At 68.5% G+C, this 15,106-nt stretch carries 19 protein-coding genes; 7 read left to right on the top strand and 12 right to left on the bottom strand.

Features of this window, described 5'->3' with window-relative positions:
• Nucleotides 1-41 precede the first annotated feature (41 nt).
• Nucleotides 42-713: a cutinase family protein gene (locus A5681_RS18930; protein ID WP_067278434.1), complete on the top strand. Its 672-nt coding sequence runs from the start codon at nt 42-44 to the stop codon at nt 711-713.
• Nucleotides 714-992: 279 nt separating this feature from the next.
• Here A5681_RS18930 and A5681_RS27205 read toward each other — a convergent pair whose 3' ends face one another.
• The gene (locus tag A5681_RS27205; protein ID WP_156738055.1) at nt 993-1,199 is read right to left on the bottom strand and encodes a hypothetical protein; all 207 of its coding nucleotides are present in this window, start codon (nt 1,197-1,199) and stop codon (nt 993-995) included.
• A gap of 258 nt (nt 1,200-1,457) precedes the next feature.
• On the opposite strand from A5681_RS27205, the gene A5681_RS18925 reads away from it, so the two are divergent.
• Nucleotides 1,458-2,306, top strand: a complete 849-nt coding sequence (locus A5681_RS18925; RefSeq protein WP_067278431.1) for a glycoside hydrolase family 16 protein — start codon at nt 1,458-1,460, stop codon at nt 2,304-2,306.
• 6 nt (nt 2,307-2,312) lie between these two features.
• Here the strand turns inward: A5681_RS18925 and A5681_RS18920 are convergent, their stop codons facing one another.
• Both A5681_RS18920 and A5681_RS18915 read right to left on the bottom strand, forming a co-directional pair.
• The gene (locus tag A5681_RS18920; protein ID WP_067278428.1) at nt 2,313-3,158 is read right to left on the bottom strand and encodes a class I SAM-dependent methyltransferase; all 846 of its coding nucleotides are present in this window, start codon (nt 3,156-3,158) and stop codon (nt 2,313-2,315) included.
• A gap of 29 nt (nt 3,159-3,187) precedes the next feature.
• Nucleotides 3,188-3,862: a hypothetical protein gene (locus tag A5681_RS18915; RefSeq protein WP_067278883.1), complete on the bottom strand. Its 675-nt coding sequence runs from the start codon at nt 3,860-3,862 to the stop codon at nt 3,188-3,190.
• A 51-nt stretch (nt 3,863-3,913) separates the two neighbouring features.
• Between A5681_RS18915 and A5681_RS18910 the strand changes: the two genes are divergently transcribed.
• A complete protein-coding gene (locus tag A5681_RS18910; protein WP_067278425.1) occupies nt 3,914-4,924 on the top strand; it encodes an NADP-dependent oxidoreductase in 1,011 nt (336 codons plus the stop codon).
• Here A5681_RS18910 and A5681_RS18905 read toward each other — a convergent pair whose 3' ends face one another.
• Nucleotides 4,925-5,758, bottom strand: coding sequence for a class I SAM-dependent methyltransferase (locus A5681_RS18905; RefSeq protein ID WP_067278422.1), 834 nt, complete (start codon nt 5,756-5,758; stop codon nt 4,925-4,927).
• 82 nt (nt 5,759-5,840) lie between these two features.
• The gene (locus A5681_RS18900) at nt 5,841-6,488 is read right to left on the bottom strand and encodes an SOUL family heme-binding protein (RefSeq protein WP_067278419.1); all 648 of its coding nucleotides are present in this window, start codon (nt 6,486-6,488) and stop codon (nt 5,841-5,843) included.
• A gap of 248 nt (nt 6,489-6,736) precedes the next feature.
• Here A5681_RS18900 and A5681_RS18895 point away from each other — a divergent pair, with 248 nt between their 5' ends.
• On the top strand, nt 6,737-6,991 hold the full coding sequence (locus A5681_RS18895) for a hypothetical protein (RefSeq protein WP_067278416.1): 255 nt from the start codon (nt 6,737-6,739) through the stop codon (nt 6,989-6,991).
• 69 nt (nt 6,992-7,060) lie between these two features.
• Here the strand turns inward: A5681_RS18895 and A5681_RS18890 are convergent, their stop codons facing one another.
• The 5 genes from A5681_RS18890 to A5681_RS18870 form a co-directional block, all read right to left on the bottom strand.
• Entirely contained in the window at nt 7,061-8,515 is a 1,455-nt protein-coding gene (locus A5681_RS18890) for an aldehyde dehydrogenase family protein (protein WP_067278413.1), read from the bottom strand.
• Nucleotides 8,516-8,658: 143 nt separating this feature from the next.
• A complete protein-coding gene (locus tag A5681_RS18885) occupies nt 8,659-9,069 on the bottom strand; it encodes a VOC family protein (protein ID WP_067278409.1) in 411 nt (136 codons plus the stop codon).
• 4 nt (nt 9,070-9,073) lie between these two features.
• Nucleotides 9,074-9,520, bottom strand: a complete 447-nt coding sequence (locus A5681_RS18880) for a helix-turn-helix transcriptional regulator (RefSeq protein ID WP_067278406.1) — start codon at nt 9,518-9,520, stop codon at nt 9,074-9,076.
• 9 nt (nt 9,521-9,529) lie between these two features.
• On the bottom strand, nt 9,530-10,432 hold the full coding sequence (locus A5681_RS18875) for an NAD-dependent epimerase/dehydratase family protein (protein ID WP_067278402.1): 903 nt from the start codon (nt 10,430-10,432) through the stop codon (nt 9,530-9,532).
• A gap of 152 nt (nt 10,433-10,584) precedes the next feature.
• Nucleotides 10,585-11,769, bottom strand: coding sequence for an acyl-CoA dehydrogenase family protein (locus tag A5681_RS18870; protein WP_067278399.1), 1,185 nt, complete (start codon nt 11,767-11,769; stop codon nt 10,585-10,587).
• Nucleotides 11,770-11,903: 134 nt separating this feature from the next.
• On the opposite strand from A5681_RS18870, the gene A5681_RS18865 reads away from it, so the two are divergent.
• Both A5681_RS18865 and A5681_RS18860 read left to right on the top strand, forming a co-directional pair.
• Nucleotides 11,904-12,284 (top strand): NYN domain-containing protein, encoded by a 381-nt coding sequence (locus A5681_RS18865; RefSeq protein ID WP_067278395.1) that lies wholly within the window; start codon nt 11,904-11,906, stop codon nt 12,282-12,284.
• Complete coding sequence (locus A5681_RS18860; RefSeq protein ID WP_067278392.1) at nt 12,281-13,237, top strand: NAD(P)H-dependent flavin oxidoreductase; 957 nt, start codon at nt 12,281-12,283, stop codon at nt 13,235-13,237. The genes A5681_RS18865 and A5681_RS18860 overlap by 4 nt, the downstream gene beginning before the upstream one ends.
• Here A5681_RS18860 and A5681_RS18855 read toward each other — a convergent pair.
• Nucleotides 13,218-13,529, bottom strand: coding sequence for a DUF4333 domain-containing protein (locus A5681_RS18855; RefSeq protein ID WP_067278389.1), 312 nt, complete (start codon nt 13,527-13,529; stop codon nt 13,218-13,220). The two genes, A5681_RS18860 and A5681_RS18855, sit on opposite strands and share 20 nt — an antisense overlap.
• 160 nt (nt 13,530-13,689) lie before the next feature.
• Complete coding sequence (tpx, locus tag A5681_RS18850) at nt 13,690-14,184, bottom strand: thiol peroxidase (RefSeq protein ID WP_067278385.1); 495 nt, start codon at nt 14,182-14,184, stop codon at nt 13,690-13,692.
• Nucleotides 14,185-14,296: 112 nt separating this feature from the next.
• On the opposite strand from tpx, the gene A5681_RS18845 reads away from it, so the two are divergent.
• Nucleotides 14,297-15,106: GlxA family transcriptional regulator (locus tag A5681_RS18845; RefSeq protein ID WP_067278382.1), on the top strand; the 810-nt coding region annotated here is incomplete at its 3' end.

Here is a 15,106-nt window from a genome sequence, read left to right as displayed (position 1 = left end):
ATTGACCAGCGGCGGAGTCGGGATCGCTCTACGATCATGCTGTGCTCGCCCGCAGACTCGGTGACATCGGCCTGGCGGCGGTTCTTACCGCGGCCGCGCTGGCGCTGCCCGTTGTGCTGCCGTCGCCCCCGATTCCCGGCGCCGCGGCCGCCAACTGTCCCCCGGTGCAGGTGGTGTTCGCCCGTGGCCGAATGGAATCGCCCGGAGCGGGAGCGCTGGGCAACGCGTTCATCAGTGCGCTGCGCTCCAAGGTCAACAAGAACATCAGTGTCTATGCCGTCAATTACCCCGCCGACACCGAGGTCGCTCAGGGCGCCAACGACATGAGCCGCCATGTTCAGGACATGATCACCAATTGCCCGAATACCCGGCTGGTGCTGGGCGGCTACTCGCTCGGCGCGGCAGTGACCGACGTGGTGCTCGCCGCGCCCATCAGCGCGTTCGGGTTCGACAGCCCCCTCCCGCCGGGCGCCGACCAGCACATCGCCGCCGTGGCGTTGTTCGGCAACGGCAGCCAGTGGGTGGGCCCTATCACGAACTTCAGCCCGGTCTACAACGACCGGACCATCGAGCTGTGCCACGGCGCTGACCCGATCTGCAACCCCGCCGACCCGAACACCTGGAAAGCCAACTGGCCCCAACACCTGGCCGGCGCGTACATCGATGCCGGGATGGCCAATCAGGCCGCCGACTTCGTCGCCGGCAAGCTCTGAGCGCGCCAGACCCCTAGGCGATGCCCCGGTGCGCCACAGCGCACGCGCAGTATGCCGCGCCGCAAAGCAATTGTTGCCCATCCCTTCTCGCGACCGGCCGCGCTTCCCGCCGCGAAGGCGACAGCGGTAATTGAAAAACTGCCGAAAGCCGGCTTCGAGCGGACCGACCGGGTCAGGGCGCCGGACGCGGGAAGTTATCGGATCGTTTTTGCGGGCGACTAACCCCGCCGGGCGACAAAGACTGAGTCGCCGCTTCGGCGCAATTTGCGCTCGGAATTCTCAGGCCGGGGTGTTCGTGCTCGAGTACAGCTTGAAGTCGCGGACAAGCGGGACGACCTCGCCGCCGGCCACCGCGGCGCGCTGACGGGCGCGGAAGGCGGGATGGCGGCGCATCGCCTCGTTGCGTTCGCGCTCGTGACGCTGGGCCGCGGTCCATATCGGGTGGGACTGAAGGAAAATAACCGTCGCTCCCGTTGTATTAGCCACGATCGTTAACTCCTCTCAGCGCAACCCGCAAAAGCTCTACGACTTGTGGTTATCGGCTTGTGATCCCAGAATGCCCGGCCGATCCTGAGACCAAACCACCCACGAAGTTGAGAATTAGCCATGAATTTTGACTAATCCTTCAGCCGCTTCGCACCGTCGTCCGCGCTGGCCCGCCGGCGATTCGAAATGTTAGTGGGGGCCACCGACAACAATTCCCGGTTCGGTCGCCGCGATGGCGACTGCTAGGGTCCCTTGCGTATGCCCAAGATGGATCGCCGCCGCATGATGTTGACGACCGGGATCGGCGTGCTGGCAGCCGCGCTGCCTGCGCCGGAAGCCCGGGCCCGCCCGTCGGGACGGGAATCGCCGGCGGATCGCCCGCCCGCTCCCGACGCGCCCAGCGGCCAAACCGGCAGCTACATTTTCCACGACGAATTCGACGGCCCCGCCGGCTCGGCGCCCGACGCGTCGAAGTGGACGGTGGCCAGGGCCCGCGAGACGATCAAAGACCCGACCTACTGGGAGCAGCCCGAGCACATCGGGCAGTACCGCGACGACCGGCGCAACGTCTTCCTCGACGGGAACTCGAATCTCGTGCTCCGGGCGGCGAAAGACGGCCCCACTTACTACAGCGGGAAGGTTCAAAGCCTCTGGCGCGGCGGCGTCGGCCACACCTGGGAAGCCCGCATCAAGCTCAACTGCCTGACGGCGGGCGCCTGGCCGGCCTATTGGCTTGGCAACGAGGACCAGGGCGAGATCGACGTCATGGAGTGGTACGGCAACGGCAGCTGGCCCTCGGCCACCACCGTCCACGCCAAGGCCAACGGTGGAGAGTGGAAGACCCACAACATCGCGATGGACAGCGGCTGGCACACCTGGCGAACCCAGTGGGACGAGGCGGGCATCCGGTTCTGGAAGGACTATGCCGACGGCGCGCAGCCCTACTTCGACGTGCCGGCCAGCTCCCTGCCGGATTGGCCGTTCAACGGGCCCGGCTACACGGTCTACCCGGTGTTCAACCTGGCGGTGGCGGGTTCCGGTGGCGGCGATCCCGGGCCGGGGACCTATCCTGCTGACATGCTCGTCGACTGGATCCGCGTCTGGTAGTCGCGCTCAGCGCGTGAGCAGGGCGGTGGCGCTCCACGCCCTGCCTCCCGGGTGCCGCGGGTCCGGCTGGGGCAGCCAGGCGAGCGGGCGCATCCACACCGGCAAGCGACGGAACCGGTGGGCGGCGAGATAGAGCGCCTGCACGTCGACGGTGCGCCAGCCGAGGTCCTCGAAGTAGGCCAACCCGTTCTCGGGTGCGAACTTGAACGGCGCGTTCTGCAGCATGCCGGCCATCTTCTTGTTCATCATCTTCTTGAGGCCGGGGCCCGCGAAGTCCAGCATCCACCACCTGACCTCGGGTCGCGTGATCGCCGCGGAGAGCGCGACGACGTCGCTGTCCTCCAGGTACATCAATAGGCCCTCGGTCAGCACCAGCGCCTGGGCCGCGCCGGCCAGGGCCTCGTCGAGGAAGTCCTGGCGGGCCGCGGCGTCGGCCAGGTCGACGGCCATGCGGGTCAGCCGGCACCGCGGCGTCTCGTCGGCCAGCAACTGCGTCTTCTCCCCGAGCAATTTCGGCAGGTCCGCCTCCACCCAGGTGAAATCGGCCGGGAGGTCGAGCCGGTAGGGCCGCGTGTCCAGGCCGGCGGCGAGGTTCAGCACCCGGTCACAGCCGGCGGCGATCGCTTCGGTGATGGCGTCGTCGATGATCTTGGTGCGCGCGACGAGCCACCAGCCGTTGCGGGTCGACCGCGGCACGTTGGCCACGATCTCGCGGCCGTGTTCGCCGGCGAGGCGCTCGGCAAGCGGGTCGCTGAAAAGGGCGTCGGGACGGGCGGTTTCGGTCGCCCGGTGCAACGCGGTCCAGCGGGCGGTGTCCGAAACGTGGGTGATCGTGTGTCTGGGGGCTGACATACGTGGGTTATAGCAGCACCCGCGCCGGCCTATTGACCGGCCTTGCCCCCCGCGAACCACGCTTCGGTCACCGTCCGGGTTTGGGGCGGGGGCAGGCTCGCCTCCCCCGCGCCGAGCTGACCGACCTTGACGGTCCACGCCGCGCCCGAGCGGTCGATGCAACTCCCGGCGCCCTGGCTGGGCAGCCACAGCACCGAGAGGTTCGCGTGCGGGTCGCCGCACCAGTAGGCGCCCTCGTAGCCGTCGGCGCGCCAACCCCAGGCCCCGCCGTTACGGAGCCGGCAACGGGTGCCGTCGTCGAGCGTCAGCGCAAACGGGTCCGGGGTCGCGGGCGCGGTCACGGGCGGAAGCGGACGGTCATACGTCACGCGATGCATGCTCCTGTCCCAGGGATCGTCCACGCACAGCAGCGATCCCGGCGTCGACGGCCAACAGGTGCCGGCCCCGACCGCGCTCGGCGAGCAGGAGTAGACGTTGTCGGCCACCGCCGACGGCGACGGCGTGCTGCAGTCGCTGGCCTGGCCGACGTCGCCCGGCCCGGACGCGACGTGGTAACCGTTGATCGCTTTGCCGTCGGGTCCGACGGCGACGACGGTGATCTGCTGGGTGGGCGGCGGCTCCGCGGCGGCCGAACCGGGCGGCGACAGGGCCGCGATCGACAGCGCGGTTACGGGGACTACGACGATTCGCGACATCACGTTCACCGCGGAAAACCTTTCGTTCGGCGGCCCCTTGTTGCAGGGTACGGTGCGCATATGAGCGATCGAAACCGTCGTTTCCTGCTTCGCGAACGCCCCACCGGCCGCATCGGCCCGGACACCTTCGAGCTGACCGAGGAGGCGATCCCCGAGATCGCCGACGGCGAGGCGCTGGTGCGCGTCGAGTGGATCTCGCTCGACCCGACCAACCGCATGTGGATCAACGACACCCCGACTTACCTCCCCCCGGTCGGGCTCGGTGAGGTCATGCGCGCCGCCGGGATCGGCGAGGTGGTCGCGTCCAAGAGCCCCAACTACGCGGTCGGACAGCGGGTGCAAGGGCTTCTGGGCTGGCAGGAGTACGCGGTCCTCACGGACACGGCGATGGTGAACCCGGTGGACGTGGCACCCGGCATCTCGCCGAGCGCCTACCTGGGCGCGCTCGGGATGACCGGCCTGACCGCGTGGATCGGGATCCGCGAGATCGGCAAGCCTCGGCCCGGTGAGACCGTGGTCGTCTCCGCGGCGGCCGGCGCGGTCGGCTCGGTCGCCGGGCAACTCGCCAAGGCGGCCGGGGCTCGTGTCGTCGGAATCGCGGGGGGTCCCGAGAAGTGCGCGCTGCTCACCGATCAGCTGGGCTTCGACGCGGCGGTCGATCACCGCGCCGACGATTGGGCCGCCCAGCTGGCGGCGGCGACACCGAACGGCATCGACGTCGATTTCGAGAACGTCGGTGGCGACCTGATGGACGCCATCTTCGCGCGCCTCAACATCGGCGCCCGCGTCGCACTCTGCGGCCTGATCTCGGGCTACAACGCCGAAGACCCCCCACCCGGCCCGCGCGCGTTCGGCAATCTGCTCATCCAGCGGGCCACCGTGCAGGGTTTCATCGTCCTCGACCACTTCGGGCGCGCCCCGGAAGCGATCGGCGAGATCGCCGGCCTGATCGAGGCGGGAAAGCTCAAGCCGCTCGAGACCGTCGTCGAGGGGTTCGAGCAGCTGCCGACCGCGATCAACATGCTGTTCGACGGCAAGAACGTCGGCAAGCTGGTGGTCAAGATCGGCTGATCAGCCGAAATCCAGGAGGGCGTAGACACCGCGGAACTGCTTCGTCGGCGGGAACCGCCACAGCGCCGGGTACAGCGTCCCGAAGAACACACCCCGCCCCGCGGGCATCGGTACATCGTGCACCGCGCGGATGCCGGGCGTCGTGCGCGCCAGCTTCGCCAGTTGACGCACCGAGAGGCTGAAGGGCATCGGCGGAACACGGTAGCGCTTGGAGGACCGCAGCCCCTTTCGTGCGACCTTCTTGACCACGGTCGGCGGGAGGTCGAAGAACATCTGTCCGCCGGGAAAGGCTCTGGCGCACTGAGCGATCAGCTCCAGCGCGTCGTCGGGCCGCAGGTACATCAACAGGCCTTCGGCTGTGATGAACACCCCGTTGCCGGCGTCCACCTTGTCGATCCAGGTGTAGTCGAGGGCGGACTGGGCGAGATGCGTCATCCGCGGCGAATGCGGCAGCAGCCGCCGCCGAAGGTCGACGACCGGGGGCAAATCCACCGAAACCCACGTGAATTGCGGGTCGGGCAGGGCGCGGTCCAAGCGCCAGAAGGACGTCTGGAAGCCTTCGGCAAGCGCGACGACGGTCGCCCGGGGGTGGGCGGTGAGATAGTCGATCGCGCATCGGTCGACGGCCAAAGATCGCAGCGCCATCTCCTGGCCGCGGCGGCCGAACTTTTCGAAGTCGAAGTCGATGGAGTCGATGAGCTTGACGGCCATCGGGTCGTCGATGATCGGGTCGGGGGCGGCCGCCTGGTGTGCCCTTCCGTAGAGAGTCAGCAGCGCCGTTTCGGAAACGCCGGTGAGCAGCCGCGCGTCCACCTTCTTGTTGTCATCACGCATCACGCGAAACCGTACCGTTGGGCATCGCGCGCGCAGCCCGCGATCGACAGCACGGGCATCACGTCCGCCGACCCCGGCTCGGCTAGCGCGGCGCCGACGCCGGATCGATGGGAATTGCGACCTCGTTACGCCGCCGCATCGGCAGCGTCCAGGGCGGGTCGTAGAACCAGGACTCCGCATCGCCGGCGGGCTCAATCCCCTTGTCCCGCAGTATGTTCAGCAGTTCCTCGGTGCGGGAGGCGACTGCCTTGGGGCTGCGGTCGCCGCTAAATCGCAGCACCGCTACGGTCGCGGGCGGCACGGTGACGAGCCGGACCTGATCGTCGTTCGGTGTGGGCAGGGTGTCCATCGTCCACTTCGCGGGCATGAAAAACCGGATGGCCCAGCCGGCCTCGACGGCGGCGGACTGGACGACGGGCGCTGTCATCGCGATCTGCTGCCCGCCGCGGCTCGACTGCTGACTGACCGGCGCGGTCATCGAGATCGATCGACTGTCCCGGTTGCCGCCGAATATGTATCCCGCGAGCCGCCGGAATCCGACGTCGCGCGCGCGGTTCTCGTCCGCGTCGACGAACGTCTCGGCGGCAATCCGCGGACCGTAGCGGCGGATTTCGACGGTGTCGGTGATCCGTTGGTGGGTGTACGCCGGCTCCTCGAGGCCGACCCGCACACCGCCCACCGCCAGAACCGATTCGGTCACCTGCGCGGCGATCTTGAGCGGGTTCATCATCGGGCTCGTCTCCTTCCACCACGTCGGCTGCCGCGCGCCGTGAGCGCAGCGACCCACCTTTGCAGGTGACCGCGAGGGCGTATCCGGCCCGCCCGTGGTGCCGTCTCTCACCGCGAGATTACGGAAGACGCCACGTGCCCGTCGCCGTGGTCGCCGGACAACGTTGGGATCGGTAGCTCGCGCCGCGGTTTGTACTTGGCGCAACGACGACGCCAATCCCGGCGGCGCCCCACGAAAGGAAGTCAGAAATGAAGATCGTCCCGGCCAGCATCGAAGACCAGATCAATCGGGTCGACCGGCAGCGCAGCCTCTACATCGGACTCAGCGCCGGTGCGGTCGCGCTGTGGAGCGCGTACCGGCTGATCTGGGCCCTCTACATCGGGATGACGTTCGGCTGGCTCTTCGGGTCGATGGTCTTCCAAATGGTGCTCTGGGGCGTGATCGGCACCGTCTCGGCGGTGGCCGCCTTCGGGTTCCTGACCCGCTACGCCAAGGGATCATGAACCTGGCCGTGCGCTGACGAAAAGCCCCGAATCCGATGCGGTTCGGGGCTTTCCCGTGTCCCGGGGAAATCAGAGCTGGGCCCAGACCGACTTCGTCTTCAGGTACATCTCGATGCCCTCACGGCCGAACTCGTGTCCCCAACCGGACTGCTTGTGACCGCCGAAGGGCACGTCGTGGTCGAACACCAACTGGCAGTTCACCTGGACGCTGCCCGCTTGCAGCCGCTTGACGATCCGGTGGGCGCGGCCGACGTTCTCGGTCCAGGCGGTGGCGGCCAGGCCGTAAGTGGTGTCGTTGGCCATGGCCACCGCTTCGTCGTCGTCGTCGAACGGCAGGATGCTGACCACCGGCCCGAAGATCTCCTGCCGGTAGAGCCGCATCGCGGGATCGACGTTGGTCAGAACGGTGGGGTGAACGAAGTAGCCCTTGCGGTCGAGGCGGTGGCCGCCGGCGACGACCTCGACGCCGTCGCGTTTGCCCTCGTCGATGAAGCCCATGACGCGGGTCAGCTGCTTCTGGCTGATCAGCGGGCCGCTGACGCAGCCCTCCTCACTGGGGGCGCCGAGCTTGAACGTATTCGCCATCATGGCAATGCCTTCCACGACCCGGTCGTAGACGCCGCGCTGCGCGAAGATCCTCGAGCCGCATACGCAGCCCTGGCCGGAGTGCACAAAGATGCCCAGCGACGCCATCAGGATGGCCTTGTCCAGGTCGGCGTCGTCGAAGATCAGCACCGGCGACTTCCCGCCGAGTTCCAGCGTGACCTTCTTCAAGTTGCCGGCGGACGCCCGCACGATCTCCTTGCCGACCTCGGTCGAGCCGGTGAAGGCGACCTTCTCGACGCCCGCATGCGCCGTGATCGCAGCGCCCGCGGTGTGGCCGTAACCGGTCAGCAGGTTCACCACGCCCTCGGGCACGCCGGCCTCATGGACCAGCCGGTCGAGCAAGAGCGCCGACAAGGGCGTTTCCTCGGCCGGCTTGACGAGCATGCTGCAGCCGGCGGCCAGCGCGGGCGCCAGCTTCGCGCTGGCGTTGAAGATCGGGCCGTTCCACGGGAAGATCAGCCCGACCACGCCGTACGGTTCCTTCAGCGTGTAGGCGTGCATGTCGACGAAGGCGTCCGTCGCGATGCCGTCGGTCTTCACGTCGTACGCGACGCCGTTGATCTTCGAACACCAGCCGGCGTAGTAGCGGAAGAATTCCGAGCAGGTGGACATCTGCAGCTGCGCCTGCAGCAACGGCATGCCGGTGTTCAGTGAATCGAGCCGGGCGAAGTCTTCGGCGTGTTCGTCGATCAAGTCCGCGATGCGCCACATGACCTTGGCGCGTTCACGGCCCGGCAATTGAGACCAGACGCCCGACTCGAAGGAATCTCTGGCCCGCCCGACGGCGTCGTCGACCGCCGCCTCGCCGCAGTCGGTGAATTCGGTGATCGTCTCTTCCGTGGCGGGGTCGATGACCGCGATGACCTCCCCCGTCCCCGGGCGCTTGCGAATGTCATCCAAAACCGTCTGCAGCGTCATCTGATCCCTTCCGTGTCGCGGGCCTTTAGGCCCACACCCCCAATGCTGAGCACTTGCTTAGCATTGGGGGTGTGGCGGGGTCAAGGCAGCGTTCACGGATGAGCCCGCTGCGCCCGGCCGCGAAAACGGGTTGAATCCGGACGCTAGGGCAGCTGTTGGATGCGGATCAGGTTGCCGGCGGGATCGCGGACCGCGCAGTCACGGAGCCCATACGGTTGGTCCGTCGGCTCCTGGACGATGTCGACCTCGTCGGCCTGCAACCGCTCGAAGGTGCGGTCGAGGTCTTTGGTGGCCAACAGCAACGTCGCATAGCTGCCCTTGGCCATCATCTCGGCGATGGTGCGCCGCTCGTCGTCGGTGATGCCGGGGTTGGCGGCCGGCGGGTTGAGGACGATCGAGGTGTCGGGCTGGTTCGGGGGGCCGACGGTGATCCAGCGCATCTTGCCCTTCCCGACGTCGAGGCGAACCTCGAAGCCGAGCGTGTCGCGATAGAACGCCAGCGAGGCTTCGGGGTCGTCGTGCGGCAGGAAACTCGAGTGAATCGTGATGTCCATGGGGTCAGGCTAGGTGCGGCCCGGTGGCCGGTGCTTCTCGATTCCTGATCGGTCTGGTCACCTGTCTGGCCACGCACGGCGGCATTCCGGCCAGGGCGTCCACCGCCTGGCGCCGGTAGGTGCTCGGCGGCATGCCGACCAATTCGGTGAAGCGTGTGCTGAAGGTGCCCAACGACGAGCAACCCACGGCGAAGCACACGTCGGTGACGCTCAAGTCGCCGCGCCGCAGCAGCGCCATCGCGCGCTCGATGCGCCGGGTCATCAGATAGGAATACGGCGACTCGCCGTAGGCGCGGCGGAACTCGCGACTGAGGTGGCCGGCGGACATGTGCACCTCGCGGGCGAGCGCCTCCACGTCGAGAGGCCGTGCGTATTCCCGGTCGATCCGGTCACGTACGCGTCTGAGCAGCGCGAGCGTGCGAAGCCGCGCCTGATCGGGGCCCGGGCGCATTCGTAATCCCTACGCTCCGACCAACTCCGGATGGAACTTGGCGGCCATGCGGCGCAGCCCGTCACGCCAGTCGACCGTCGTGCCGCCGATCAGCTCGTGCATCCGCTCGCTGGCGGTGGGATTGCCGCGCAACGCCTGCGCGCTCACCTCGAAGACCGGCTCCTTGCCGACCAGTGAGCCGAGGTACCCACACCACTCCTGGATGCTGACCGTCTGGTCGCCGCACCAGTTGACCGTCGTGGCCGGGACCGACGCCACCTCGAGCAGCTTGGGGATCGTCGCGATGATGTCGTCCTCGTGAATCGGGTTGTACCGGGCCGATTCCCCCGGCGGGACCGGGATCGGAATGCCCGCCAGCATCATCTCCATGTGGTAGAACGGCCACCCGCCGTTGTCCCCGTAGGGGACGTTGAGCCGGGCGATGGTGGTGGGCACCCCGAGAGCCCGCGCCATCGATCTGGCGACGACCTCCCCGGCGATCTTGGAGATCGAATAGGTGGGAAACAGGCACTTGTGGTTGTCGCCCAGGGCGGCGCTTTCGGCGCGGGGAAGGTCGTCCGGCGGGTCGTAGACGGCGGCGGAGGAACAGTGCAGGAAGGCTTTCGCGTTGCGGCAGTGCGCCATCAGCAGCCCGACCGATTCCGCGTTGGCCGCGAGATCCTTGTCCCAATTCCCGCTCTTGGCCACCGCCAGGTTAAGGACATACTCGAAATCGCTTGGCAGAGCGGTGAAGTCGCCCGCGGCCAAGTTGACGGCCTGGCAGTGAACGCCCGCCTTCTCCAGGCCCTCTCGCGCGGCGGGGTCGGTGAAGCGGGCGATGCCCCACACCTCATTGTCGGCCGCGAGCGCCCGCGCAATGGGGGTTGCGATTTGTCCGGTCGGGCCGGTGATCAGGATCTTCGAACCGCGCATGCGCTGATAGTAGGCGACGCCGGCGCAACGCCCGGGCTTTCAGGACTCATCGGCCGGTAGGCGCCTAAGGGCGGAGGAAAGTGTGGGTGGCACAGCACTGGCGCCCAACGGCCGGGCGAGAGCCCGGTCTAGCCGGCGGAACGGTCAGCGACTCACAACCCCGGCTGGTCTTCGATGATGCCGAGCCAGATCTGCGCGACGTCGATGGCCACCTTCTCGCTGATGAAGGCGTGCTGCGTGCCGGTGTAAATGTCGCGAAAGGCGCGCTCGAGCCGGCTGCCCTCCCGGATCGAACTGGTGCCCGCGACCAGGTGGGCCCACTCGGCGCAGCCGCGGGCGATGTCGGTCGCGTAGACCGCCGCGACCCGCATGTCCGCGCGCAGGGCGGGCGTCAGGTCCTCCCCCGCCGCGACGGTGGCCTCGGCGGTACCGAACGCGTCGAGCACCAGCAGACGCGCGGCGCGCCACGCCGCGCGATGGTGCGCCAGGCCCTTCTGGAAGGTCGGTCGGCTGGCCAGCGACGCCATGTCGCTCATCCGGAACTTCGTCGCCGCCAGCTCCTGAACGTCGTCCAGCATGCTCTTGGCGACGCCGAGGGCCCAGGACGCGTGGCCGGCGGCGGTAACCGGCATCAGCCCCATCCGGGTGGCCGGGGATGTCCCACGGTGCGGCTGACGCACGAAGAGCTCGAACGTGCGGCTCGCCGGCACGAATACCTCGTGAGCGCTGTAGTCGTAGGACCCGGTCCCCTTGAGCCCCTGCACAAACCAGCCGTCGTCGAAGCTGATCTGCTCCCGGGGAATCACCGCGACTCGCATTTCGGGGAAGCCCTCACTGACCCAGCGCATTTCGCCGTCGTCCATCGGCAGGAACCCGGCCGCGACGTACTGGGAGTGCCCGATGCCCGAGCCGAAATTCCACGAACCGCTCACCAGGTAGCCGCCGTCGACGGCGGCCCCCTGCCCGTTGGGAAAGAATTGGCCGCCCATCGTGACACGGTTGTCATGCGCGGTGAACACCTCGGCGAAACCCTCGTCGGGCAGATACGCCGCCGCCGCGAAGGAGGACGGCAGGTTGGCGATGCCCACCCAGCCGAAAGAGCCGTCCTGCCAAGCCATTTCGATCCACGTCTCGATCATCTCGGCGAACGACGGCTCGACCCCGCCGGCCTCGGCAGGGTTGAACGCGGACATCAGCCCGGTCGCCCACATCTCGTCGACGATCGCCGGGGTCAGCGTGCGCGCCCGTTCGGATTCGGCGGCCTCGGCGAGCACCAGCTCCCGCATGCCGCGGGCCAGCGATACGACCCGGTCATCGGTGTCGGCTATCGACGTCATTCACCTGTCCCATCGTTGCGACGGCATCAGCGGGCAACTGATAACGGTGACCGTACCAACCGCTCAGCGATGAAAAGGACCAAATCCGAGGGTGAGCGTGAGTGCGCGCGAATGGTCGCCCTACCGTAGGGAGCGTGCGGTGGATCGTGGACGGCATGAACGTGATCGGGAGCCGCCCGGACGGTTGGTGGAAGGACCGCGGGCGCGCCATGGCCGCTTTGGTCGGCAGCCTCGACCGATGGGCCGCCGCCCACGAGGACGACGTGACGGTCGTGTTCGAGCGGCCGCCCTCGACCGACATGCCCGCGTCCGCGGTCGAGATCGCCTATGCGCCCAGGGCGGCCGCCAATTCGGCCGACGACGAAATCGTGCGCCGCGTCCACGCCGATCCGCACCCGCACGACATCCGGGTGGTGACGTCGGACAAGGGGCTGACCGAACGCGTGCTGAGTTTGGGCGCCTCCGTGCACCCATCCGCCGCTTTTCGTGACCTCATCGACCCGGGCGGGTCATGAACACCTGCCCGGCGCCCAACCGGGTCTGCCGACTCGCGCGCATCGACATCCCGATCATCGGCGCGCCGATGACCTACATCGCCGGTGCCCGGCTGGCGGCGGCGGTGTCCAACGCGGGGGCGCTGGGCATCATCGAGACGACCTCCGAGCAGGGTCGGGCCGATCTGCGGCGCGTGCGTGACCTCACCGACCGCCCGGTGGGGGCGAACATCGCGCTGATCATGAACCGCGACCCGGCCACCGTGGACCTCCTGGTGGCCAACGACATTCGCTTCGTCACCACCTCGGCGGGCGATCCTGCCTTGTTCACCGGCCGGCTCCACGATGCCGGCATCACGGTGTTCCATGTGGTGGGCACCCTCGCGGCGGCCCGCAAAGCCGTCGATGCCGGAGTCGACGGGCTCGTGGTCGAGGGCGTCGAGGGCGGCGGGTTCAAGAACCGGTTCGGCGCGTCGACGATGGTGCTGCTGCCCCTGGTGGCGGCGCATGTCGACGTGCCGGTCGTGGCCGCCGGCGGGATCTGCGACGCGCGCTCGATGGCGGCCGCTTTCGTTCTCGGCGCCGAAGGCGTGCAGATGGGCACGCGGCTGCTGGCCTCGGCCGATTCCCCGGTGCACGGCAATCTCAAACGGGCGGTCGTCGCGGCCGACGAGACGGCCACCGTGCTGCTACCCCTCGACGGCAAACGCATGATGCGCGTCATCCGGACGGCCGCCGCCGAAAGGCTCGACGCCGCAACCTCTTCGGCCGAGGGCGCCGCCGCGCTGCAGCGGGTGCAGCGGCTCTACTTCGACGGCGACATGGACGCCAGCGTCGCCAATACCGGTCAGGTGGCCGGGCGGATTCAGGACATCCCGCCGGCGGCCGACATCATCGAGCGGATGTGGGCAGGGTGCCGCGACGTGCTCGCGGCCACCGCGGACCGGCTCGGGCCTAGCTCGGACGGCTCTTGACGTCGAAGACCACCTGCTCGCCCTCGACTTTGGTGATGCGCATGTGCGCGGTGTAGCGCTTGCCCTCCGGGCCGGTGAAGTGACAGTCGAACTCCTGGCCCACTTTGGCTTCGACGCCGGAGGGGCAGCTGACGTCCGCCGGGTGGAACCCGGTTTGGCTCGAGACGACGTCGACGACCGATTGCGCCGCGCCGTCGGGCTTGACCGTCGCCTTCGTGCCGCACCCGGCGAGCTGCAGGCAAAGCACGCCCACCAGCACGCCCGCGGCAACACCGAACCTAGGGCCATCCATCGCCGGTGCTCCTTTGCCGCCGACCGTTCCACCGGTCGTCCGGCGGAACGGTCAGGCTAACACGTCAGCTGTGCGACAGGACAGCTCAAGGCGGTCAGGGTCGCCACATCGCAAACAGGCGACAGGCGCGGAGGCCGGCAAAAGTCGGCGTAGCTGATGGTCAGCCCGCCGCGGCGAGCGCCGCGTCGTAGTTGGGCTCCTGGGCGATCTCCGGCACCAGCTCGGTGTAGGTGACCTTGCCGTCGGCGCCGACCACCACGATGGCCCGGGCCAGCAGGCCGGCCATCGGGCCGTCGTTGATGGTGACGCCGTAGTCCTCGCCGAAGCTGCTGCGGAACGCCGAACCCGTCTTGACGTTGTCGATGCCCTCCGCCCCGCAGAACCGGGCGAACGCGAACGGCAGGTCTTTGGACACGCACACCACCGTCGCGCCGCTGGCGGCGGCGCGCTCGTTGAACGTCCGGACGCTGGTCGCGCACACCGGTGTGTCCACGGACGGGAAGATGTTGAGCACCAAGGCCTTACCGCCGAGCTGGTCGCTACTCACCTCAGCCAGGTCGCCGCCCGTCAGGCTGAAGGCCGGCGCCGGAGAGCCGACGGAAGGCAGCTCGCCGACGGTGTTGATCGGGTTTCCACGCAACGTTATCTGTGCCATGCCGCACAGTCTGCCAAGCCCGCCGCGCGCCCTAAGGGCCAGGTCCCCGTGTCCTAATTGGTGGGGGGCATGGCGTAGACGACATGCCCGTGCGTGCCGAACACTGAGAGCCATGACTCGCAAGGTGGTCATCGCCGGTTTCCCCGGCGTGCAGGCGCTCGACGTGGTGGGACCGCACGAGGTCTTCACCGGCGCATCGTTGCTCACCGGCGGCGGATACGACGTCGCGCTGGCCTCCATCGACGGCCAGGCGATCAGCACCCCGACGGGGCTGGCCTTCGTCGCTGCGCCGCTGCCGGACCCGTGCGACCCCAGCGAACAGATCGACACCGTGGTGCTGCCCGGCGGCGGCGGGGTCGACGCCGCGCGGTCGGACGCCGAGCTGATCGGCTGGATCAAGGCCGTCGCCGGGACCGCCCGCCGCGTGGTCACGGTCTGCACGGGCGCGTTTCTTGCGGCCGAGGCGGGTCTGCTGGACGGGCAGCGGGTGACCACCCACTGGGCTTTCGCCGGGCGGCTGGCCCGCGAGTTCCCGGCGATCGACGTCGACCCGGACCCGATTTTCGTGCGCAGCTCGGACACCGTGTGGACCGCCGCAGGCGTCACCGCGGGCATCGACCTGGCGCTCTCGCTGGTCGAGGACGACCACGGCACCGAGGTCGCGCAGACCGTCGCGCGCTGGCTGGTGCTGTACCTGCGCCGCCCCGGCGGGCAGACACAGTTCGCGGCGCCGGTGTGGATGCCGCGGGCCAAACGCCACTCGATCCGCGCCGTGCAGGAGGCGATCGAGGCCGAGCCCGGCGGCGAGCACAGCATCGACGAGCTCGCCCGCCGAGCGGCGATGAGCCCGCGGCACTTCACCCGAGTGTTCACCGCCGAGGTCGGCGAGGCGCCCGGTCAATACGTCGAGCGGATCCGCACG

It is taken from the genome of Mycobacterium scrofulaceum (assembly GCF_001667885.1).
Taxonomy (GTDB): domain Bacteria; phylum Actinomycetota; class Actinomycetes; order Mycobacteriales; family Mycobacteriaceae; genus Mycobacterium; species Mycobacterium scrofulaceum_C.
This window is presented reverse-complemented; position numbering and strand designations above follow the sequence as displayed.